22 protein-coding genes, 1 tRNA gene and 1 rRNA gene are annotated in these 23,308 nt (G+C 38.9%); 3 read left to right on the top strand and 21 right to left on the bottom strand.

Annotated features, from left to right (window positions below):
- The 11 genes from H8700_RS11970 to H8700_RS11920 all read right to left on the bottom strand — a co-directional run.
- Positions 1 to 198 (bottom strand): 16S ribosomal RNA (locus H8700_RS11970); the annotation flags it as partial.
- 402 nt (positions 199 to 600) lie between these two features.
- A tRNA-Ser gene (locus tag H8700_RS11965) sits at positions 601 to 686 on the bottom strand.
- A gap of 124 nt (positions 687 to 810) precedes the next feature.
- Positions 811 to 1,140 (bottom strand): hypothetical protein, encoded by a 330-nt coding sequence (locus H8700_RS11960; protein ID WP_249305852.1) that lies wholly within the window; start codon positions 1,138 to 1,140, stop codon positions 811 to 813.
- A gap of 187 nt (positions 1,141 to 1,327) precedes the next feature.
- A complete protein-coding gene (gene tsaD / locus H8700_RS11955) occupies positions 1,328 to 2,350 on the bottom strand; it encodes a tRNA (adenosine(37)-N6)-threonylcarbamoyltransferase complex transferase subunit TsaD (RefSeq protein ID WP_249305850.1) in 1,023 nt (340 codons plus the stop codon).
- A gap of 13 nt (positions 2,351 to 2,363) precedes the next feature.
- On the bottom strand, positions 2,364 to 2,981 hold the full coding sequence (locus tag H8700_RS11950; RefSeq protein WP_249305847.1) for a DUF6715 family protein: 618 nt from the start codon (positions 2,979 to 2,981) through the stop codon (positions 2,364 to 2,366).
- Complete coding sequence (locus H8700_RS11945; protein ID WP_022140576.1) at positions 2,981 to 3,922, bottom strand: ribonuclease Z; 942 nt, start codon at positions 3,920 to 3,922, stop codon at positions 2,981 to 2,983. Before H8700_RS11945 ends, H8700_RS11950 begins: the two co-directional genes overlap by 1 nt.
- Before the next feature lie 179 nt (positions 3,923 to 4,101).
- Positions 4,102 to 4,320 (bottom strand): hypothetical protein, encoded by a 219-nt coding sequence (locus H8700_RS11940; RefSeq protein ID WP_022140575.1) that lies wholly within the window; start codon positions 4,318 to 4,320, stop codon positions 4,102 to 4,104.
- 114 nt (positions 4,321 to 4,434) lie between these two features.
- Positions 4,435 to 4,881 carry a ribosomal protein S18-alanine N-acetyltransferase gene (rimI, locus tag H8700_RS11935; protein WP_249305845.1) on the bottom strand — a complete coding sequence of 149 codons (447 nt, stop codon included), beginning with the start codon at positions 4,879 to 4,881 and terminating at the stop codon, positions 4,435 to 4,437.
- On the bottom strand, positions 4,878 to 5,594 hold the full coding sequence (gene tsaB, locus H8700_RS11930; protein ID WP_249305843.1) for a tRNA (adenosine(37)-N6)-threonylcarbamoyltransferase complex dimerization subunit type 1 TsaB: 717 nt from the start codon (positions 5,592 to 5,594) through the stop codon (positions 4,878 to 4,880). Before tsaB ends, rimI begins: the two co-directional genes overlap by 4 nt.
- A gap of 119 nt (positions 5,595 to 5,713) precedes the next feature.
- Complete coding sequence (gene tsaE / locus H8700_RS11925; RefSeq protein ID WP_022140572.1) at positions 5,714 to 6,151, bottom strand: tRNA (adenosine(37)-N6)-threonylcarbamoyltransferase complex ATPase subunit type 1 TsaE; 438 nt, start codon at positions 6,149 to 6,151, stop codon at positions 5,714 to 5,716.
- On the bottom strand, positions 6,144 to 6,716 hold the full coding sequence (locus H8700_RS11920) for a YcxB family protein (protein ID WP_249305840.1): 573 nt from the start codon (positions 6,714 to 6,716) through the stop codon (positions 6,144 to 6,146). The genes tsaE and H8700_RS11920 overlap by 8 nt, the downstream gene beginning before the upstream one ends.
- A gap of 406 nt (positions 6,717 to 7,122) precedes the next feature.
- Between H8700_RS11920 and H8700_RS11915 the strand changes: the two genes are divergently transcribed.
- Positions 7,123 to 8,970: a RelA/SpoT-related domain-containing protein gene (locus H8700_RS11915; RefSeq protein WP_249305838.1), complete on the top strand. Its 1,848-nt coding sequence runs from the start codon at positions 7,123 to 7,125 to the stop codon at positions 8,968 to 8,970.
- Positions 8,971 to 9,153: 183 nt separating this feature from the next.
- Here the strand turns inward: H8700_RS11915 and proB are convergent, their stop codons facing one another.
- The 6 genes from proB to H8700_RS11885 form a co-directional block, all read right to left on the bottom strand.
- Positions 9,154 to 9,948 (bottom strand): glutamate 5-kinase, encoded by a 795-nt coding sequence (gene proB, locus H8700_RS11910; protein ID WP_022140569.1) that lies wholly within the window; start codon positions 9,946 to 9,948, stop codon positions 9,154 to 9,156.
- Between the two features lies 1 nt (position 9,949).
- Entirely contained in the window at positions 9,950 to 11,008 is a 1,059-nt protein-coding gene (locus tag H8700_RS11905) for an HD domain-containing protein (protein ID WP_249305836.1), read from the bottom strand.
- Positions 11,009 to 11,382: 374 nt separating this feature from the next.
- Positions 11,383 to 12,048 (bottom strand): hypothetical protein, encoded by a 666-nt coding sequence (locus tag H8700_RS11900; protein ID WP_249305833.1) that lies wholly within the window; start codon positions 12,046 to 12,048, stop codon positions 11,383 to 11,385.
- Between the two features lie 356 nt (positions 12,049 to 12,404).
- On the bottom strand, positions 12,405 to 13,451 hold the full coding sequence (locus tag H8700_RS11895) for a trypsin-like serine peptidase (protein WP_249305830.1): 1,047 nt from the start codon (positions 13,449 to 13,451) through the stop codon (positions 12,405 to 12,407).
- Between the two features lie 279 nt (positions 13,452 to 13,730).
- The gene (locus H8700_RS11890; RefSeq protein WP_249305828.1) at positions 13,731 to 15,161 is read right to left on the bottom strand and encodes a citrate/2-methylcitrate synthase; all 1,431 of its coding nucleotides are present in this window, start codon (positions 15,159 to 15,161) and stop codon (positions 13,731 to 13,733) included.
- Between the two features lie 66 nt (positions 15,162 to 15,227).
- Entirely contained in the window at positions 15,228 to 15,689 is a 462-nt protein-coding gene (locus tag H8700_RS11885; protein ID WP_022140564.1) for a MarR family winged helix-turn-helix transcriptional regulator, read from the bottom strand.
- Between the two features lie 335 nt (positions 15,690 to 16,024).
- Between H8700_RS11885 and epsC the strand changes: the two genes are divergently transcribed.
- Positions 16,025 to 16,942: a serine O-acetyltransferase EpsC gene (epsC, locus tag H8700_RS11880; RefSeq protein ID WP_249305826.1), complete on the top strand. Its 918-nt coding sequence runs from the start codon at positions 16,025 to 16,027 to the stop codon at positions 16,940 to 16,942.
- A 168-nt stretch (positions 16,943 to 17,110) separates the two neighbouring features.
- On the opposite strand, the gene H8700_RS11875 is transcribed toward epsC, so the two are convergent.
- The 3 genes from H8700_RS11875 to H8700_RS11865 all read right to left on the bottom strand — a co-directional run bounded on the left by H8700_RS11875 (position 17,111) and on the right by H8700_RS11865 (position 19,063).
- Positions 17,111 to 17,620 (bottom strand): YfcE family phosphodiesterase, encoded by a 510-nt coding sequence (locus H8700_RS11875; RefSeq protein ID WP_022140561.1) that lies wholly within the window; start codon positions 17,618 to 17,620, stop codon positions 17,111 to 17,113.
- Between the two features lie 69 nt (positions 17,621 to 17,689).
- Entirely contained in the window at positions 17,690 to 18,301 is a 612-nt protein-coding gene (locus tag H8700_RS11870) for an XTP/dITP diphosphatase (RefSeq protein WP_022140560.1), read from the bottom strand.
- Positions 18,302 to 19,063 carry an N-acetylmuramoyl-L-alanine amidase family protein gene (locus H8700_RS11865; RefSeq protein WP_249305824.1) on the bottom strand — a complete coding sequence of 254 codons (762 nt, stop codon included), beginning with the start codon at positions 19,061 to 19,063 and terminating at the stop codon, positions 18,302 to 18,304.
- A 261-nt stretch (positions 19,064 to 19,324) separates the two neighbouring features.
- On the opposite strand from H8700_RS11865, the gene H8700_RS11860 reads away from it, so the two are divergent.
- Positions 19,325 to 22,186 (top strand): DUF8487 domain-containing protein, encoded by a 2,862-nt coding sequence (locus H8700_RS11860; RefSeq protein WP_249305822.1) that lies wholly within the window; start codon positions 19,325 to 19,327, stop codon positions 22,184 to 22,186.
- A 258-nt stretch (positions 22,187 to 22,444) separates the two neighbouring features.
- Here the strand turns inward: H8700_RS11860 and H8700_RS11855 are convergent, their stop codons facing one another.
- Entirely contained in the window at positions 22,445 to 23,254 is an 810-nt protein-coding gene (locus H8700_RS11855; protein WP_249305819.1) for a Cof-type HAD-IIB family hydrolase, read from the bottom strand.
- Between the last annotated feature and the right edge of the window lie 54 nt (positions 23,255 to 23,308).

The raw sequence follows: 23,308 nt of genomic DNA, 5'->3' as shown, positions 1-23,308 counted from the left end.
GCTTATGCGGTATTAGCAGTCGTTTCCAACTGTTGTCCCCCTGTACAGGGCAGGTTACCCACGCGTTACTCACCCGTCCGCCACTCAGTCTCAAGCATCTTCCTCCCGAAGGATTCTGTTGCAGGAGCTTCGTTCGACTTGCATGTGTTAGGCACGCCGCCAGCGTTCATCCTGAGCCAGGATCAAACTCTCATATTTAAGTTTTGTCCTCGCTAAGCTTTCGCTTGGCTTGTCCGTTTTTACCAATTACTTGGTCTCGCTTTCGTCTTATCTTCTGATAAGCCTCTTGAAATTCTTGGATCTTTTTTTCAAGATCCTCTTTAGAAATTTCAGGGTTGTTTTACTATTTAATTATCAAGATTCTTTTTTTGCTCATCTCTTCTTTTATATAGAAGAAACTCGCCCGGAACTTTCATTCCTCTGTGCTGACCTTTTGTGCGTCAGCGAGATATATACTATCACGCTTTCAACTGTTTGTCAACAACTTTTTTTATTTTCTTTTTCGCTGTTCTTTTTCATGGTTAAGCTCTCACTTTCCAGCCGTCTTTCACCTCGAAAAAGGGCAAAAAAATACACAGTTGACAGAACTAACTGTGTAAACGGAGAGGGTGGGATTCGAACCCACGCGCCCTTGCGGACAAACGGTTTTCAAGACCGCCTCGTTATGACCACTTCGATACCTCTCCATATTCTATTTTCAACTCAGCACTTTGTGGCTCTCATTTGTGCCCCGCTCGCTGACTGCTTTGCTAGTATAGCATTCTAAATCATCTTCGTCAACCCCTTTTTTGAATTTTTTTTAACTTTTTTCTACGAAGTATGACAAAGCCTGCAAAAAAGTGCAAAGCCAGCGCTTTGCACTCCAAGAATTGCTATTGCAATTCTTGTTGATGTACCACTACTACACGAGCAGTTTCCTATTCCACAAATAAGTGCAAAGCCAGCGCTTTGCACTCCAAGAATTGCTATTGCAATTCTTGTTGATGTACCACTACTGCACGAGCAGTTTCCTATTCCACAAAAAAGTGCAAAGCCAGCGCTTTGCACTCCAAGAATTGCTATTGCAATTCTTGGAGATGTACCACTACTGCACGAGCAGTTTCCTATTCCACAAATAAGTGCAAAGCCAGCGCTTTGCACTCCAAGAATTGCTATTGCAATTCTTGTTGGTGTACCACTACTGCACGAGCGGTTTCCTATTCCACAAAAAAGTGCAAAGCCAGTGCTTTACACTCCAAGAATTACTTTAGCAATTCTTGGAGCCTCATCATCATTATACGAACAGATTCCCATCACATAAAAAGGGGCTTTTCAGCCCCTTTTCTCATTATCCTCTTTGACCAATTTTTAAATTCGGTACCGCATTCAGGTCCCAGCCACTGCGGGTGCCTGCAATATATTCATAATATCCCTGTGCTGCAATCATGGCAGCGTTATCCGTACAATAAATAGGTGAGGGATAGCACAATGCAATGCCCTCTTTATCACATTCTTCTTTTAACCTTTGGCGCAATGCCGAATTTGCAGCAACACCTCCGGCTACAGCAATCCTTTTTTCTCCAAGCTTCTTTGCTGCCGCGATCGCTCTTCCTGCTAAAACATCCACAACAGACTGTTGGAAAGAAGCAGCCACATCAGCCTGTGAAATCTTGATTCCTTTCATTTCACACTGATTCAAATAATTTAAAACAGCAGACTTCACTCCGGAAAAGCTAAAGTCAAACTCTGCACCTGCAATTTTGGCTCGCGGAAATTCTATTGCATGCGGATTACCTTCTTTTGATACTTTATCAATCTTTGGTCCACCCGGATAGCCTAGTCCAATCGCTCTGGCAACCTTGTCAAAGGCTTCTCCTGCCGCATCATCATGGGTACAGCCGATAATTTCAAAAGAATCATATGCTTTTACCTGTACCAGATGCGTGTGTCCTCCGGAAACAACGAGACACAAAAATGGTGGTTCCAGATCAGGGTGTTCCAAATAATTAGCGGCAATATGTCCTTCTATATGATGCACTCCAACTAATGGTTTGTGTGCCGCATATGCTAAAGCTTTTGCTTCACCAACACCTACCAAAAGAGCACCCACCAGTCCCGGGCCGTAGGTTACACTGATCGCATCAATCTGTTCTAATGTTACATCTGCTTCTTTTAACGCTTGTTCGATCACCTGATTGATCTTTTCGATATGCTTACGTGATGCGATTTCAGGAACGACTCCTCCATATAATGTATGAATAGCAATCTGTGACGAAATCACATTAGACAGCACTTCACGTCCGTTTTTGACAACTGCTGCTGCCGTTTCATCACAAGAACTCTCAATTCCCAATATCAACACATCTTCCATGATAACCTCCTAATTATTCTACTCCGACTGCTGCGGCTGCATCCGCAGTTGACTGTTCCCATCCCAGGATCTTCCACTTTCCGTCTTTATCTTTGCGACACATAAAATTCTCATAGACTTTACCGGTATTTCCCTTTGCTTTGATCAGGATATAAGAAATAACCGTTGTATATTCTTTTCCATCCATTTTTCGAACGGAAAGTGTATCATTGCTTTGAACGACATAAGAGCTGAAGCTTTCTTTGGCGTCTTTTCTCTTATCAATATCTTTTCTCAACTTTTTCTTCATGTTGTTAAATGAATTTTTGCTTTCATCTAACATTTCCTGATCATATAATTTACGACACTGCTTTAAAACATTATCAAAATCTTTATTGCTCATGGAATCTGCTTTATTGTAGAGACAACTTGTGATCCTCCAATACATTTTTACTACCTCTGTTGCGGTTGACGGATATTTTGAATCCAGGTCTTTTGCAAGGATTTTTCCTACTTCTGTCGTTGGAAGCACATTTTCCTGTGCTTCTTTTTGCACCTGTTTATTTAACAGAAAATATCCTGCTACGATCATAGCTGCTACAATTAAGATACCCGAACAGGTTCCAAGTATTTTTTTCGAACTTTTATTCATTATTTTCTCCCTTCTCTACCCCTCCGGTTTTCATCATCTGCAAATTCTAACGTAATGCTTTTACCATCTTTTCCCGGATACGCTTTATCAAAAACTTTTTTGACACTTTTCATGTATTCTTCCGGATGCAATAAAGACGGACTGTAATGTGTCAGCCACATCTCCTTTACCTGTGCATCTTTTGCTACATGAGCTGCTTCTAAAAATGTCATATGTTTCTTTTCTTCTGCTTTTGCCTGTTTATCTTTTTCGCCATACATTCCTTCACAGATCAGAAGATCGGAATCTTTCGCATTTTGTACCAGACTTTGTACCGGACGCGTATCGGTACAATATGTAAGCTTGATCCCCTGTCTCGGTGGTCCGATCACCATATCCGGTGTGTAGATCTTTCCGTCTTCTTCTAATGTTTCTCCTTTTTGTAAACGGCTCCAGAATTTCATTGGCACCTGGTTTTCTCTGGCTTTTTCCACAAAGAATTTTCCGCCTCTTGGTACTGTGATCGTATAACCATAGCATGCAACAGTATGATGAACACGAAATGCTTTCAGATGATAACCGTTTACTTCTATCTCCTGTTCGGCCTCTGTAAACTCAATAAACCGTAACGGAAAAGGTAATCCCGGTGCGATCACGCGAAGCTGGTTGACAATCTTTTCTAATCCTTTCGGGCCGATCAGCGTAACCGGTTCTTTCCGGTCAGAATTTCCCATTGATAAAAGAAGTCCCGGAAGTCCACTGATATGATCTCCATGAAAATGTGTAAAGCAGATCGTATCGATCGGATTTACACTCCATCCTTTCTCGCGGATAGCAACCTGCGTTCCTTCACCGCAGTCAATCAATAAACTGCTTCCATTCAATCTTGTCATCAACGCAGTAAGCCATCGTCTTGGAAGCGGCATCATTCCGCTTGTTCCTAACAAACACACATCTAACATTCGTTTTATTTTTTCCTTTCACTTCAGACAAACGTTTTTGCGCCTGCCTTTTTTTGAAATACAACGCTATTTATAACACATCGTTTTTATTTCAAAAAAAGATGATATCTTTCATATCATCTTTTTTAGTATAGCATATTTTCTTTGTTATTTCCATCTTTGTATAATCTTTATCGGAATCACAGTTCTACAACATCCGTCACTATAGGCGGAATTACAAAACGGGATATCATTTTATCATAACATTCTTCACAAAGAACGAAGGAATGCATCTTAGTATCTTTTTTCGAAAAATATCCCCATTGTTTTTTTGCTTCAAATGCATCTTCTTTTAATATATTATTTTCCATATATAATTCTTTGCCACAGGCATTGCAAAAAATACGTGTATCACACATAATGCTCCTCCTATTGTGTAATCTTCTGCTTCTGTAGCTCATTATATAAAACAGATATGCATTTGTATAGTGGAAATGTTTAGCATTTCTTTGATCAAAAGATCAAACAGATTTTTACTCTGCCATTTTCCGGATAAAACGTTCCATTAAAATGGCATCTTCTACAGGTTTTGTATAATAGGATTTTCGCAATCCGATTGTTTGAAATCCGTTTTTTTCATATAAGCGTATCGCTGCTTTATTGCTTTGACGCACTTCTAACAGAATTCTTTCCACACCTTTGGCTGCTGCCTCCTGTATCCCCGCCTCTAAAAGTTTTTGGCCTAAACCAGCCTTGCGAAATTCTTTTTTCACGGCAATATTGCAAAGATCGGCACTTTCAAAAGAAGTCCAGATACCGCAATAACCAACGATCTGACCATCCGTTTCGGCTTTCAGATAAATATTTTGCTCTGATGCGAGCGCATCCTTAAAACTTTTAATACTCCATGGAACCGAAAAAATTTCAGCTTCTATCTGAGCTACCTGATCGATATCTTTTTCTTGCAACCTGTCGATCATGCCTGTTCTCCTTTCAGACGAAGTGCACGCTCCCGTTCAGCCTGCGACTGCCGCAGATAGATTGGTTTATGATCTCTTGCATCTTCTGACTTTCCTTCTTTATAGTAAACAACCCCAAGAGCTGCCACTGCCGATGCACTTTGTCTGTTCAGATGTGCCGGTGCAAAGCGATAAGGAACTGTGATATTTGCTTCTAATGCTTCTTTTTGAACAGGAACACCATCACCTAAGAAAACAACAGGTCTTTCTAATGCATTTACCTGCTCGATCAATTCCTCAATAGCAACGGCTTCCTGCTGTCTGACTGCTTCAATTCCTTCTTTTTTGTTCTGATAGATACCGGTGTAGACCTGATTGCGTCTGGCATCCATTAACGGACATACCAATTCATCCGTCACCGGTGTCAGACGATACGCAAGCCCTTCTAAAGTAGGAATAGACAGGATCGGCTTTTTTAATGCCAATGCCATTCCTTTTGCTGTCGAAGAACCGATACGAAGTCCGGTAAAAGATCCCGGTCCTGCCGCCACTGCGATTGCATCGAGTTCTTCTAATTCGATACCAGCCATCTTTACGACCTGTTCGATCATTGGTAATAATGTCTGCGAATGCGTTTTTTTATTATTTACTGTAAATTCCGACACTACGGTATCATCTGACAGAATTGCTGCTGATGCTACCAGACCGGAACTGTCTATTCCAAGTATTTTCATAGCTGTTCCTCATTTCTATTTCTCTTTTTTCTCTTCTTATTATAGAATTTTTTCTCATATAAATATACCAACACGCTTTATACGCTTTGGTTCTTATTATTTCTATAAGAATTTCTTCTTCATTTGGTTTCTTCGAGTGTGATCCTTCGATAATCAAAGCCTTTTTCCAAATCTTTTTCAATTGTAATAGCAATCACGTTTTCAGGGAGAAGCTCCTCTATCTGCTCTGCCCATTCGATCAGACAGACACCATCCCCGTAAAAATAATCTTCATATCCGATCTCATCCATTTCTTCTAAATCAGCGATCCGATATACATCAAAATGATAAAACGGCAGACGGCCGCTGTCATAAACCTGTACCACCGTAAAAGTCGGACTTGAAATCGGTTCATCAATCGCAAGGCCTTTACCAAGTCCTTTTGAAAATAACGTTTTTCCAACCCCAAGATCTCCATGTAGAGTCAGAATATCACCGGGCTTACATTTCTTTCCCAGTTCAACACCAAATGCAAAGGTATCTTCCGGCGAAAAACTTTCTATGACCTGTTTACTCATCCGACTCCTCCTCGTCTGTTATATCTTCCGAAAAATCTTCTTCCGGTGACTCTTCTGTCTCTTCCTCATAATCGTAATCTTTGTATTTTTCCATCTGTTGTGTGATCATCTGTAGCAAAGCTTCAAATTGACCATTGCATTGTTCAACCGGAAAAATAAATGCACGCACTACAGACATATAAAGATAAATCGCCTTCTTTGTTTTGACTGCCTTTTGCACTTCATACCATTTCACAACAGCTTCCTGATCATTTTGTTGAACCGTGATGCCATCTTCTTCAACAATATAATGCAATCTGGTATTGATATTTTTGTTCTGTTTCATCTGCATCCGGCATTTTGCCCATAACATAACCGGCTGTACGATTGTAAAGAGAGATGCAATGACTAATAATGCTCCGATTGTCATCGGCTGCATTGTGCTCCATTTTATGATTGCGATCACAAGACATACCAGACTAAAAAGAATGCTAAAGATTCCCGAAAAGCTGTAATATGTGTGCCGCATTGTAAAACGATACAATTCTGCTGTATGAAGCTCTACATCAAATTCTATTTTTTTCATAAATATATCCTCATTTCCAGACAATTCTGCTTTGATCTTTCTTGACGCAAAGTTGCTCTTTTTTGTTATGCTCATCCGACTGATCGGCCTGCTGATTCTAATCCTTTTCATTATAAACAAAACAATATAAAAAAACAATATCCGTTCCATGCCGGATCAAATAAAACACCTGTGGTTTTGATTTTTTGAAATTTATGTTATTATTATGTAATAGCTCAAAAATCCAAATGTTACACGCTTGACGCACTTTGTGCTTTATATTTTTTCATTCAAATATTTCTGCATAGCAGGAAATACACTCTGTATGTACAAATTTGCGTATCTGATATGAGTTACAATCCAAGGGATGGATTTGCGGGTTCGATCTGTAGAGGGGTTACTTCATGTTTTACAATGGGAGGGTAAAATGACTGATTTTGAAAATAGCATTGAACAAGAACTTGATTTTGAAAAATTAACAGAATTATGCGACAACTTAAAAGAAGCAGTTCGTGAAATATTAAATTCCTGCGGAATGTATTTTCGTATTTTTTCCCGCGTAAAGTCGCCGAATTCGATTGCCGAAAAACTGTTGCGCGGTCAATACGGAACCGAGCAGAATCCAAAAAAATTACAGGATCTCGTTGGCTTGCGTGTTGTCTTATATTATTATGATGACCTTAGCATTTGTCGTGACATTATGGAAAGTACCTTTCAAATGGTGGATGACTGGTCACGTCCAAAGTATAATGCCGATGAATTTAAAGCCACAAAGATCAATGGTGTCTTTCGTTTCCCGGAAGAATTTTTTAATGTATACAAAAAAGAGCTTTGGAATCTTCCGATCGATACCACGTTTGAAATACAATTCCGTACAGTCTTTTTTGAAGGCTGGCATGAGATTGAACATGATATGCGTTATAAAAGCCTGCTGTCTGACAAGGAATTCTGGAAGGGCAGTGAAGAGCTTTCCCGGATCCTGAACTGTATTCTTGCCAATCTCGAACTAAGTGACTGGTCTTTGGTACAGCTTTTTGAGGAATTGTCTTACAATCATTATAAAAACCGAGACTGGGAAATTATGTTAAAATGCAAATACCGTATCAAAATGGCAGACAGCGAACCCCTGGACCCTAAGATCCTTGCCGTTTTTGATCAGGACAAAGAAATTGCAAAGAAGTTCTTTAAGGCTTCCAGAAAAACTTTGATCAAAGAACTGTTAAAGCTCGAATCACCACATATCAATTATAATCTGATCGTCAAGCTGATGAATAACAAAGAAATCCATGATCCGCAGATTGCAGCAATCTGTCAAAACATTCCGATCAATCAGGATGAGCGTACTTATCAGAAAAATACGCTGGCGCGTTTGGAATCCAGCATTTTATTCCATTTGGAACGTCCATTGCTTCATAAAAACACAAGAAAGCTGGAATCTGAGTTCTACAATGCAGCCTTAATCGTATACAAATGGGCACGTTTTAAATTAAATCCGGTCTTTGAGGATATTCCGGCAGAACTTTCTACCTATCGTAATCATTTACCGGGTTATAAGTTAAAAATCTTCTATGATGAAGAAAATCTGTCATTCTCTATGAAGATGAATTATATTGACAGCCAGTCTATCGGTACTTTTTGGCATGTGCATACTTCGATTGCCAAAATGGATGACGGACTATTGCATTTTTATCATGTGACATCCCGTGATGTTCCCCGTGGTATATCGCAACGTTCTACTTTTACCAAGCCTTCCTTTTTAGCCGATCTTTCAAATAAAGTCGGCATTATGGATATTGTGCGTCTTGGAAGCAAAGCACACTTTGTCAATAACACAGAACTTTTGCACGAATTATACCAATTAACGGAATCCGATGAGCGTATGCTTCCGGTCATAGTGATCGCACAAAACAGCCCAAATACCGATGCCCCGCAAGAGACGGTTGACTATCGTGATTATGATATGAACACATTTACGATCAATGGTACACGTTTAGCAAAAGTAGTCGGTCATTACAGTCATGTCTATATGCTGGATTATCATTTCATAGAGGATTTTGCTGCACATTATGCTTTTGAACCCGAAAAAACGATTGGCTGCATTTGTATTTTCCGGCCTTCCTACCAGAAAAAGGAAAGAATGTTTTTCACACGTAAGATGGTTATGGAAACGCAATTTGATTTCAATCGTTTCGCTTTCCATGAGGAAGATATTTACGAAAAAGCATTCCGCCATAATCTGGTACAACTGCTGAAAGATGACAATACGAATCATTAAACATAATAGAATTCGAAAATCACTCTACTTCATTCTTGGCTATGATTATAACGAAAAACAGAAACGCTCTGTTTTAGTTTTATTCTTAGCTATTATGTAAAAAAACACCCTATTTCGTTTTTAGCCGTTATTATGGTAAAAAAGAAATAGAGTGTTTTTATTTTTTAGATCCATCTTTATGATTTACGAATCTTTCTTAGTAAACAAAGTGCCGACCGGCTTATCTTCAAACAGATCATACAACTTCTTTGGAGTCTTGCCATTCATCAATACAACATCAATCCCTGCTTCAAATGCAATCTCTACCGCACGGATCTTTGTCCGCATCCCTCCGGTTCCCACGTTCGTTGTCACACCGCCTGCCACACCACGGATCTCGTCTGTGATTTCCTGTACGACCGGAATCATCTGTGCATCATCTGAAGAATTCGGATCTTTATCGAAAAGTCCATCAATATCAGACATCATTATGAAAAGATCGGCCTTTGCGATCGTTGCAACAATCGCTGCCAAAGAATCATTTTCTCCTACTTCCAGTTCCAACTCATCGATCGCAACCGTATCATTTTCATTAACAACCGGAATAACACCCATTGATAATAATGTTTCTAATGAATTTTCAACATTGGTTCTGCGGTCTTCCAATAAAATATATTTTGTTAAAAGTAACTGTGCTACGGTAATACTGTAATTTGAAAACAAGTTATCATACATATACATCAATTCACATTGCCCTACTGCCGCACATGCCTGTTTTCCCTTGGTGTCTTTTGGTCTTTCTCTCAGACCGAGCTTTCCCATTCCAAGACCGATCGCACCGCTGGAAACCAGAATCACTTCATGCCCTGCATTATAAAGATCTGCAAGTGTCTTGACGAGTTGCTCCACTCTTCTGATATTTAATCTTCCGGTTTTATGTGTTAATGTAGACGTTCCGACTTTTACAACAATACGCTTACGCTCGCTTATTTTTTTCATGTTATTCCTCGCTTCTGTTCATTTGATTCTGACTCTCTGTCACTCTTTTTTCTATCTCATCGTGAATAGCTAACATCGCATTGACAATAGTCGGATCAAAATGCGTTCCACTTTCATCTACAATGATCTTAATTGCTTCTTTGATGTCCATAGCTTCTTTATAAGATCTTCGAAATGCCAGTGCATCCAAAACATCGGCAACTGCCATGATCCTTGCGCAAAGAGGAATTTCCTCTCCTTTCAGGCCCTTCGGATATCCTGTACCATCCCATTTTTCATGATGATAACATGCAACATCCGTTGCAATCTTTAAATAGGCTGCATCTTCTATCTTTCCCATCGTTTCCTGAATGATCTTTCCACCCAAAGCTGCATGATCCTTCATCTCTTCAAATTCTTCCTTAGTCAGCCTGGTCGTACCTTTTAAAATATAATCCGGTATCGCAATCTTTCCTATATCATGTAATGGTGCTGCTTCACACATATTCCGGAAATACTCCTTTGTCAAAATATCAGGATATTTCCCTTCACGTAAAAGTTCCCGCCCGATCAGCCATACAAAGGTCCATGTCCGTTTAACATGACCTCCTGTTGTACCGTCACGGCTTTCGATCAGGTTCGCCATGCTCCAGATCACTTCATGCTGCAAATTCAAAATACGGTCATTTTGCTCAACTTCATTGATATCTGACTTTTTATCCTGCTGAAACAATGTGATAACATATTCCAGTCTTCTGCATACTGCAAGTGTAGAGAGTGGTTCTTTCAGACATTCTGCCATCCCCCACTCAAAACAATCTTCCTCTGTCACAGAGCTTCCTTTTGGTAAAACGGCTATCACTGGAACCAGATTCCATTCTACATGATCTTTCCATTGTGTCAATCGCTTTTCTTCTATCGCAGAATCTTCTTCCATCCATAGCAAAATAGCATCAAATTTTTCTTTATCTAATACATTCCATGCATCCGTATCTGAATCGACACAATGCACTCGGTAATTCTTTGCCAAGCTTTCTTCCGGCTTTTTTTTCTTTCTCCTGACAAATAAAATACGATTCATCCAAACTCTCCTTCTGTTCCTGCTCTCTTTTCCGTAATATCTTATAACATTCTTTTCTTCTGCCACGGGCTTATACTCGCCCTGACTGCCACTTTTTGATAACATCTTTTAACACTCTTATATCGTATTATAACAGAATTGCTCCACTAAAAAAAGACAGCACACCAATTTCTATATGTCTGCTATCCGTTTCTTCATTGTACAATGAACAGATTGTAAATCAAAAAAACATATGCAAATAATACTAATTATGCCGAAAATATACGAAAAGTTAAAATGGGGTGCCACACAACTTAGTGCGACAGCCCCTATATAATAACACCTTTTCATATCATGTTCTTCTAAACTAAAAATATGTCGATGCATAACTGACTCTATAAAACAGAAATCTTTGTACAATCATTGATAATGCCGGGAATACCGGTAGATACAGGCGAATTTACAAATAAGGAAATACAGTCACCTACCATAATATTGTTTACTGATAAATTGCTTCCACCTTTACTGACACATATTTCATTTTTAGTTACATTTAATGTAAAAACCACGTCCCCCGATAAGGAATCTGATAAATATATGATTCCATTTGCATATTCCTTAACATAATAGGCATGATTCATCCACTCTCCCTCTCCTAATACAGTAAGGGAATCAAAACTCATAATAGAATTTGATAAAGTATTTTCTTTATCAAAAGAAGGATTCACTATCTTTAATCTACTTCCAATTTGAACTTCGGGTGCATTCTCCTTCTTCATCATATATTCATTTGCGGAAGTTTCTGAAATTAACGATATCTCATTGTCTGATATTTGAGAAACTTTTACAAAAATCGATTGAAAACTTTGTTTTTCAGATACTTCCTGATTTTGATTTGTTGACGGTGTCGGTGTAACTTCAGAAGATGTTTTCTTATCTTGCTGATTTTGATTTGTTGACGGTGTCGGTGTAACTTCAGAAGATGTTTTCTTATCTTGTGAAATTTTTGAACGGACTATTTTAGAAAAAGAACTATATTTTTTCCCATTTCTTTTTTTCATATATGCCCTCACCTTATAATAATAACTTTTCCCTGGTTTCTGCCGTACAATAATATAACACTTGCTTGTTTGTTTTATTTTTTTATACTTTCCCTTTCTTTTCGTTGATGCATATATTTCATATTTTTTCCGAGATTTTACAGACTTCCATTTCAACTTTATGGTTTTATTATTCACAACTATAGCTTTAACAGATTGGGGACATCGTAATTTCGTTGACGCCTTAGATATGTTTCCGGATGTACATAACACACCGGAACAAAGAATCGCAAGCACGATGAAACAAGTGCAAAGTTTTCTATATCTCAAATAATTATTCATGATTATTTCCTCCCTTAATAAAAGCCAAAATACAATCAAGCATATCCATTTTCTATCAGCCATCCAATTAGTCCACTATCAATTCTTCGTGATAAAGCATTATTTGTACCATTAACTGGGAAATAACTATGTGTCATAATTGCAATCGCATATGCACCGCTTGAAGTTTCTTCGTATACAGGGGAACCGCTTTGTCCATTATATACACGTAAATCTGACCAAAAATCATAATCATTGCAACTAGTAATTGTACCTGAACATTTATACATATAATTTCCAGAGTCCAAATCTTGAGGGTATCCTACGGTACTTACTGCCATACCATTATATCCATCGCCTTTCATTCCATAACATCCTGTAGAATATACTGTATTAGTGTTCCATACAACAAATGCCCAATCCTGTAAAGATGATTCTATAGTTGATGATGGATAATAAATGTATCCAATTGCATTATTTGCTTTATAAAAATATGTGCCTTTATTTCCATTATATCCAAAATAAGCTGTAATAGATGACTTCCAACCCGCATCATTTTGAAGACAATGTCTTGCTGTAGCGAGAAGATTGTATCCTACTGCAAATCCTGTTCCAATCCATTGATCACTTGAATAAATTTTTGCTGTACTGTAATAAGGAGACGTATTAGGGTTTGATATCTTGCTCCTTGTTTCTCCTATAGTCGCACGTGCACTTTTTGAGACTTTATTACTATATGATTCTTCCAACAATAAAGAACCATTGTTTGTATTAGAATAATTGATTCCTTTCTCGTCTTTGTCCGCTATATCTGATTTTTCTTCATCTGAAAGTTTCTCTTCTATCGGCCTCATTAAAGGTTGCTGTGGTTCAGAGCTGATTGTTAACGTACTTGAATTAATATTGATTCCAAATCTCTGTTTCACATCTTTTGCAGTAAGCATTGTCTCTGTTTTCGTAGCAATATCATAATATGCCAAAACATATGCATTATTATCACTTGCATCACCAGATGCCTGAGCCGTAATATTCATAGAATTTCTTCCAAACAGCAAAACAAACACAATAACTAATGATAAAACTATCTTGTACTTTTTTTCCATAATTTCTCCTCCTATTCACATATAAATTTTTCCTGGTTACCACACTATGCTACTATAAATATGATACCAAATTTACAACATGCAATCAATGATTTTATAGAAGACTGTCTTTGCATCCTGCTGTAATACAAACTTTTTTATAAAAAAGTGCAAAGCCAGCGCTTTGCTATGTGTACCGCTACTATACGAGCATTTTCCTATATAAAAAAGGCAGTACCGCATACCATTGTACTGCCTATATAGGAATCACAAAAGCAATACCCAGTCATTTTGAAGTTATTAGCAACTCTCTTCTTTCATCGAAAGCTGTAATTCTTTCAGATACTTTGTATCAATCTTTCGTGTGGAACGCTCTTTGATACTCTCATAAACCCTTGGCACCATGATACTCTGGTATGCCGGTCTGATGATCTTATCGACATTGATCAATTCTTCCATACGATGCGCACTCCAGCCGACAATTCTTGCCATGGCAAAGATCGGTGTGAACAATTCTACCGGAATACCAAGCATTTTATAAACAAAACCACTATAGAAGTCCACATTGGCACTGACACCTTTATAAATGGCACATTCTTCACCAATGACTTCCGGTGCGATTCTTTCGATCATGGAATATAATTCAAATTCTTTCTTCTCATGTTTTTCTTCTGCCAGCAGTTTTACGAATTGCTTAAAAGCGATTGCTCTCGGATCGGAAATAGAATATACCGCATGCCCCATACCATAGATCAGACCGCGTTTATCAAATGCCTGACGACGAACGAGTTTACGAAGATATTCTCTTACTTCATCCTCATCCGTGACATCTTTTACATGCTCTTTTAAATCCTGCATCATTTCTACCACTTTGATGTTTGCACCACCGTGCTTTGGTCCTTTCAGAGAAGATAGAGCTGCCGCGATAACAGAATATGTGTCAGAACCGGCTGATGTTACTACACGCGTAGTAAATGTTGAGTTATTACCACCGCCATGTTCCATATGAAGTACTAAAGCAAGATCAAGCACTCTGGCTTCTACATTTGTATATTCTTTATTTGGACGAAGCATTCTTAAAATATTTTCCGCAGCCGATAAGCTGTCATCCGGGCGATGAATATAAAAGCTTTCATCTCTTTCATAATGGTTATAAGCATGATAACCGTATACCGCTAACATCGGGAATACGCTGATCAGCATTAAACTCTGTGTCAATACATTCTGTAAAGAATTGTCTGTAACTTTGTCATCATAAGAAGATAAGGTCAACACACTTTTTGTCAGGGAATTCATAATATCTTTGCTAGGAGCTTTCATAATAACATCACGCACAAAGTTCGTCGGCAATCTGCGGTTCTTTGCAAGAATTGCCGTAAATTCCGCAAGCTGGTCTTTTGTTGGCAATTCTCCAAACAAAAGCAGATAGGTGGTTTCCTCAAAGCCAAATCTTTTTTCATTGCGAAATCCCTGTGTCAGATCAAAAATGTTATATCCGCGATAGTAGAGCTGTCCATCACATGGAATGGTTTTACCATCTTTTTCTGTGCTTGACTTGATCAAAGAAATATTCGTGATACCGGATAAAACACCTTTACCGTTTTTATCTCGTAAACCTCTTTTTACCCCAAATTCATCAAACAATGATGCATCAATCTGGTTGTTATCAATACATATCTTACTGTAACGTTCCGTATATGTCTTCATCATTTCATCAAAATCTTTACTCATAGTTACCCTCTTTTCTGCGTGAATTTTCTACAGTCTGTGACACCACGCATCCACAGACCGAATGGACTAATCGTTGCTTTCCGCCATCTCCTTTTGTGCAAGAACTTCTGAAATATTCTCATTGATCTGCAATGCGATCTTACCTAATAGTTCCAGATCTTCTGTAGCAACACCTGCTAAGAGCCTGCATACCATTTCTTTTCTCTTCTCCTGAATCAACTTGATCACCGGAACTGCCTTCTCTTGTACAACAAGATGAATATATCTGCGGTCTTCTTTGTAATACCGCCGTTCAAGATATCCCTTTTCTATCAATTTATCAACCGCTTTGGATACATAAGATTTTGTCAAAAAATGCTTTTGAACAATATCTTTAGCTGTATCCCATTTCTTATGTTCATAAAAAAACAATAGTACACGAATGTCGATCACATTCAAATGATACTGCACCATCAGATCTCCATAAAAAGTTTCCTGAAACTTTTTATATTGCTGGCCATATAGAAGAAGTTCTATCTTTTCGTCCAATTCCTCACCCCCTGTGTGCTGCTTCCTCTTATATTAGTCTATTATTAAACAGTTCACTTTAGAACTATTATACTGGTTTTTATCCTATTTGTCAAACAATTACACCTTTTGTTCGACTTTTTTCTCCCACTAGAACATATACTAATGTTGTGTTATAATAACTCCGAAATCCAAATGATACACATACTTTCAAAATTTGCATATAAATATATATTATAAAATGTATAAGAGGAATCTTCTAAACGAAAATTTTTGAGATAAATTTACGATATATTGCCCAAAGAATTCGTTTTGAGAAGATACTGATGGTACATTAAAAAATACAGGAGGAATTTATGTTTTCAGACAAAGAATTACATCGGATCGTAGAACAGATCAATAATAACTATAAAAACGAGGAGCTCTTTTATATTCCGGAAGGCCATACCATGCCAAACCGTAATACGATCATACATATTACACTTGGACTCCGTCAGATCATGTTTCCGGGATATTTTGATGAAGAGCATCTGTGCTGTTCCCTTCCTTCTTATTTTATCGGACATACGATCAGTAAGTTATATAACAGTTTATCCGGTCAGATTCAGGCTGCTTTGATGCAAAATTGCAAAAAATGCGTTTCCGATGAAGAGGCATCAAAAAAAGCAAACGAGATCTGTTCTGCATTTTTTCGATCTCTTCCTGATCTCCAAAAAATGTTGATGAAAGATGTGCAGGCTGCTTTTGATGGTGATCCGGCCGCTCATTCCAAAGAAGAGATCATCTTTTGCTATCCGGGACTTTTTGCAATTTTTGTATACCGTATGGCACATGAGTTATATCGAATGAAGGTTCCGTTCATTCCACGTATTATGACAGAATATGCACACAGTCACAGTGGAATTGATATCAACCCCGGTGCAACGATCGGAGAATATTTCTTTATTGACCACGGAACAGGTGTTGTCATTGGAGAAACCACGATTATCGGCAATAATGTAAAAATCTACCAGGGTGTTACTCTGGGTGCGTTATCCACACGCAGCGGTCAGCTTCTGCGTGATGTTAAGAGACATCCTACGATTGAAGATGATGTGACAATTTATTCCAGTGCTTCTATTCTCGGTGGTGAAACCGTAATCGGAAAAGGTGTTGTAATTGGCGGTAATGCCTTTATTACTTCTTCCGTTCCTGCCGGTTCCCGCGTCAGTGTCCGTAATCCGGAACTGACGATCACAGAAAAGAAAAAGAAGAACGAAACATTATTTGACTAATGAATTTATTCATAACAACAGTCAAAAAAAATATTATCGTTCATGAATTCTGCACAAAAAACAAATTTTCTTTTGTTGCGAATCCATGATACAATAACTCCAAAACAAAAGGAGAGATCTTTCATCTGATCTCTCCTTTTTATAATTTCTTTTACTTTGCGACTCTTCTTACATCTCCACAATCGAAAAATTCATTCTTCCATCTTCTTCGATCGTGATGACCAAATACGTCGGACAATACCCTTCCTGTCTTGGCAGGGAAATGCTTCCCGGATTCATGGCTTTGACCTCTCCATCCAGTTCTAAAAGCGGTTTATGTGTATGTCCAAAAAGAACCATGCCGGCACCATTTGCGGCTGCCAGTTCTTTCATCTCTTCTGTTCCATGATAACAGCCATAACGGTGTCCGTGTGTGATCATGGCAACTTCGTCACCGATCTCGACCAATTTGGTCCCCGGAAGTTCCGGATTAAAATCATTGTTTCCTCTGACAATCTCAACCGGACAATCTACCATTCCGGTGATCTGTTCTACCGGACACTGGATGTCTCCTAAATGGATCATCATCTCAAGATCACGTCCTCTTGGTCCAAAAGCTTCGATTGCTTTTCGCAAATAATCCATTCTGCCATGCGAATCACTGACTACTAAGATCTTTCTACCCATTTTATATGCCATCCTTTTCACTCCTCTGTCCTGCAATGACCTTTTCCGGCTGATATTGCTTTTTTGTACTTCTTTTCTTCCCTATAAGACGTTTTCACGTTTTAATTCTTCGTACATTGCCACCAATGCTTTTCCACGGTGACTGACTTTGTTCTTTTCTTCCGGTGAAAGTTCTGACGTGGTACAACCAAACTCCGGCACATAAAAGATAGGATCATATCCAAATCCATTGGTGCCTTTTTCTTCGTAACCGATACGTCCCTCGATCGTGCCGCGTGTTGTGATCGTGCGGCCGTCAGGAAAGGCACAGGCAATCGCACAGACAAAGCGTGCTGTTCTTTTTTCGTCTTTGACGCCGTCGAGAAGCTCGATAATATGTTGATTTTTAATATGATATGGCGTGTCGACGCCAAGATATCTTGCCGAATATACTCCCGGTGCTTTATCCAGATAATCTACCTCCAGACCGGAATCATCTGCGAGCACCATTTTACCGGTCAGGTCGCTGATCGTTCGTGCTTTAATGATTGCATTTTCTTCAAATGTTTTTCCGTTCTCGATGATCTCTACATCCTGAAGCTTTTCGTCTTTCAAAGAAGAAAATGTGATGTTTTCATTGCCAAGTATCTGACGAATCTCTTTCATCTTGCCTTCATTTCCTGTTGCTACGATAATTTTTCTATTTGCATCCATTTATCTATTTCCCTCCAACGCTTGTATAATGCCATCACTGATTCCTTGTGCGATCGCATTCTGCCCGCTTTCTTTTATGATCGTTTTTAAATCTTTTTTATTTGACAGATAACCTACTTCTACAATGGTAGATGGTATCTTTGCTTTTCGCAAAATATATAAACCGTTTCTTTTGATCACACCACGTTTTTTTAACCTTGTCGTCTTGGTAAGTGAATGTAAAATTGTTTTTGCTAATTTTTTGTTTTTCGCAGCAAGTGCTTTTTTATTCGTTGCATAAAGACATTCCAAGCCGTTTGCACTGGTATCCCACGCATCCGATGTATTGCAATGTATACTGACAAAAAGATTTGCACCTGCTGTATTGGCTAATTGCACTCTGCATGCTTTTGTCACATCAGCATCCTGTGTACGTGTCATACATACTATGATTCCTTTTTGTTCTAATAAATATTTTACTTTCCTGGCTAAAAGTAAAGTGTATTTCTTTTCTTGCACTTTTCTGTTCGCAGATGAAGCACCTTCATCTATACCACCATGTCCGGCATCTAATACAATTACTTTCGGCTGGCTTTCTACAGAAATAGAAGAAGCTGTCGAAACCGCTGCTGCTCCCATCTCGATATTGGGTTTCTTGTCTTTTGCAGCTGCATTAATTTCTTTCTTGCAACTGCCTTTATCAAAGTATACACAGCAAAGCAGCACAATACACAATAGTGTTATACCCTGTATCAGAAGTTTTTTCCATTCCTTTTCGTTCATTTGTGCTTTCTCCTGTTATTTTTATCTTTGGTTTGCTGATTTTTGTGTTTGTTGTGACAAACTTTTCCCTATCAAAGTATACCTTAATCCTATTTTGAATGCAACTAAAATGCACTTTTGCGTGCTACATTATGATTGAAAGCCCAACCTTTTCATAGTATAATAAAACAGACACTTGAAAATAAGTACAGCACAATACTAATGCATTGCTGACATACAGAATTTGAAAGCCAAAAGGCTGGAATTTAAAAGAGGTATCACATGATTAAAAAATTGAATTTGGCAGGAACATGGGATTTTGCTATGGATCCTGAGAAAAAAGGAATAGACGAACACATTTATTCAAAAGAATTTTCGGACAATATTCCATTACCCGGAACGATTTCAATGGCGCAAAAGGGAACACCTTCTGACGTTAAGGAAACCGGCTTTTTGACCGATCCTTATCTTTTTGAAGGATATGCATGGTATGCAAAAGAGATCGACCTTGACCGAACCGATCTTGACAAAAATATTATTTTATATTTGGAGCGTACCCGTATGACTAAGGTATGGGTAGACGATCAGCTCGTCGGAGATTTTGACAGTCTGAATACACCTCATGAATATGATCTGACTCCCTATCTCAAACAGACACATTTTCGTTTGACCATTCTGGTATCAAATGTCGATTATCCGACAAAGGGCGGTCATCTTACATCACCGGATACGCAGACAAACTGGAACGGAATCATCGGTGAAATCGCATTACATATTTTTGATCAATGCTATATCAAAAATGTTAAGACTTTCCCTGATACTAAAACAAGGACAGTCCGTGTGACATTTGATACAGTAAATACCACAAAGGAAGAGCATGAATTAACGCTTCAGACACAGGCATTTTTAACGGATATCAGTGGTGACACCGGTATATCTTCTGCCGCGGCAACACAAGAAGTTACATTTCCGGTTGGAACACACGCTAACGAGATCACTTATGCTTTGGGTACGGATGCTGCTTTTTGGAGTGAATATACGCCGGTTGTATACCGCTTCGAAATGATGATCATGGAAAACAAAGATAAGACTATCACTACCTTTGGTCTTCGTGACTTTACTACAACCGAAACAGAATTTCTGATCAATGGAACACCAACGTTCCTGCGAGGAAAGCACGACGGACTGATCTTTCCTCTTACCGGAGCTGTTCCGGCTACCGTGGATGAATGGATCCGTGTCATGAAGATTTCAAAATCATATGGCATCAATCACTATCGTTTCCATACCTGCTGCCCTCCCGATGCAGCATTTACGGCAGCAGATTATCTTGGAATTTATATGGAACCTCAGCTTCCGTTCTGGGGTACACTTACCGCACCGGATGATGAAAATCATAATGCCGCAGAGCAGGATTATCTGATCACAGAAGGCTATCGCATGATGGATACTTTTGGCAACCATGCATCTTATTGTATGATGTCTCTCGGTAATGAACTTTGGGGCAGCAAAGAAAGAATGGCAGAGATCATCCGCAATTACAAAAAAGTCGATACACGTCATCTCTACACGCAGGGATCGAATAACTTCCAGCATACACCGGTTCTTTTACCGGAAGATGATTTCTATGTTGGCGTACGTTTCAGCAAGAACCGTCTGATCCGTGGTTCTTATGGCATGTGTGATGCACCGCTTGGTCATGTACAATGGGATGAACCATCTACGATGCATAATTATGACGAAGAGATCTATCCGACAAATACAGAAAGCAGCAGCAATGATGGCACTGACGAGATCGAGATTCAGTACGGAACAGGTGTAAAGAAAGTAAAAGCTGCTAAAGGCGAGGGTGTTTTGATTCCTCATATTCCGGTCGTATCTCATGAGATCGGTCAATACGAAGTATATCCAAACTTCCATGAGATTGAAAAATATACTGGTGTGTTAAAGGCCCGCAACTTTGAAGTATTCCGTGACCGTTTAAAAGAAACCGGTATGCTTGACTGGGCAGATGATTTCTTCTATACATCAGGAAAACTTTCCGTTCAATGTTATAAAGAAGAATTAGAAGCTGCTGCACGTACCAAACGACTTGCCGGATACCAGATTCTTGATATTCAGGACTTTTCCGGTCAGGGTACTGCTTTAGTCGGTATTTTAGATGCATTTATGGATAACAAAGGACATGTGACACCGGAAGAATGGGCAGGATTCTGTTCGGACGGTATCTTACTTGCACAATTCGAATCCTATATCCATACAAATGGAGAAACCTTTAACGCTGCCATGGCATTGCGTTATTATAACCCCGAAAAGCTGATTGGCAAAGAACTTCACTGGGAAGTCAGCGAGAAAGGACAGGTCGTAGATTCCGGCAGTCTTGCCATCCCGGACAACGCTTTTGATCTTGTTGCCCTTGGAGATGCTGCAATCACACTTCCTGAAAGTGCTGACGCAAAAGTCTATACATTAACACTTACCGTTCCGGGAACAAAGATGAAGAATGCTTATGAACTATATAGCTATCCTTCAAACAAGAGTGCTCTTCCACTTTCTGCGGTATCTAACATCAATGAAAATGGAACACATCTTTTCCTGACACAGAATTTTGAAGAAGCAAAGACTTTATTAAATCAGGGCAAACGCGTATTATATCTTCCAAACGAAGTTGCACAAAACATCGAAGGCTTTTATTGTACGGATTTCTGGTGTTATCCTATGTTTCGTGATATCTGCGAATGGATGAAAAAGCCGGTCGCAGTCGGAACAATGGGACTTTGCATCCGGAAGAAACATCCTGTCTTTAACGCATTCCCGACACACAGCTATGCAACTCCGCAATGGTATCAGATTGTCAGCCATGCAGACTGTGCTATTCTTGACAATGCTACGGATAAAACATTCCGTCCGATCATCCAGATGGTCGATAACTTCGAACGTAATCATAAGTTAGGTATTCTCTTTGAGGGAAAAGTCGGAGATGGTCGTTTGATGATCTGTACAAGCCGCCTTAGCGAGATTGCGAATCGTGTTGAGGTAAAACAATTCACAAAATCATTACTCACTTATCTGACATCGGATGCCTTTGATCCAAAAGACACGTTGGATATGGAAACATTACAGGATGTCTTTGTAGCAAAATAAATTTACTTGATATAAAAGCATTACAAGATATCTTTACAGTGAAACAGATACTCTTGATATAGAAGTATTGCATGATATCTTTACAGCGAAACAGATACTCTTGATAATGTAAGGAGCTTGTTTCATAATCAACTATGAAACAAGCTCCTTTTTTTTGATATCATACTATATTTGTGAGCATTTGTAATGAAAATATTTTATTCTGTCAATCCGCTTTTACGATCATTTGCAAGAAAGTATTTTTCTGTCAGAAAGCTTTTATGATGCCAGAATATATTTATGGATCACATGTGCAACACCATCTTCTTCATTGGACCTTGTGATATAATCTGCGACTTTTTTGACCGGTTCCTGTGCATTTTCCATTGCAACACCAAGGCCGGCAAATTCGATCATGGAAATATCATTAAACCCATCTCCGCATGCGATCATATCGTCTCTGGATCTTCCAAGGATTTCACATAGTTTGGCAAGTGAAGCCGCTTTATCTACTCCCTTTGGCACTAATTCAATAAAAAATGCTTCCGAACGGCTGACATTGATCCTGTCAGAGAAACGATCATAAAACTTCTTTTCAATTGCCGGTGCGATATCAACCGGAGCTGTTCCCAGACATTTATTGACCGGCTGTGTCAGATGTGCTGTCGGATCATCGAAATGACGGATCTGAACCTGATTGATCATTGCTTCGATATCCATAAACTCATCTTCATGCCTATTTGCAATAATCCCCTGTTCATCATATGTCATCATTCCAATACCTTCCTGTTTTGCCATGGCAAACAGTTCCGGCACAATCTCTTCAGGAAGTGTCTGCTGGTAGATTACTTCATTAGTGCTGCATCTTGTAATACGAGCACCATTAAAAGCCAATGTATATCCGTCATAACGATCCAGTTCTAATTCTTTGCGGATCGGATCCACGCCTCTTGTCGGTCTGCCGGATGCAAGCACAACAGTATGTCCCTGCTTTTGCATCTCCATGATCGCAGCCTTTGTCTTAGGTGTGATCTCTTTTTTATGATTTGTCAATGTTCCATCTAAATCTAATACAAGTATCTTTTTCATGATAACCTCCATTTAGTTTCTAATTGATTCTTTTCTTTCTTATTCCTTCCATGA

Source organism: Jutongia hominis, assembly GCF_014384965.1.
Classification (GTDB): Bacteria; Bacillota; Clostridia; order Lachnospirales; family Lachnospiraceae; genus Butyribacter; species Butyribacter hominis.
This window is presented reverse-complemented; position numbering and strand designations above follow the sequence as displayed.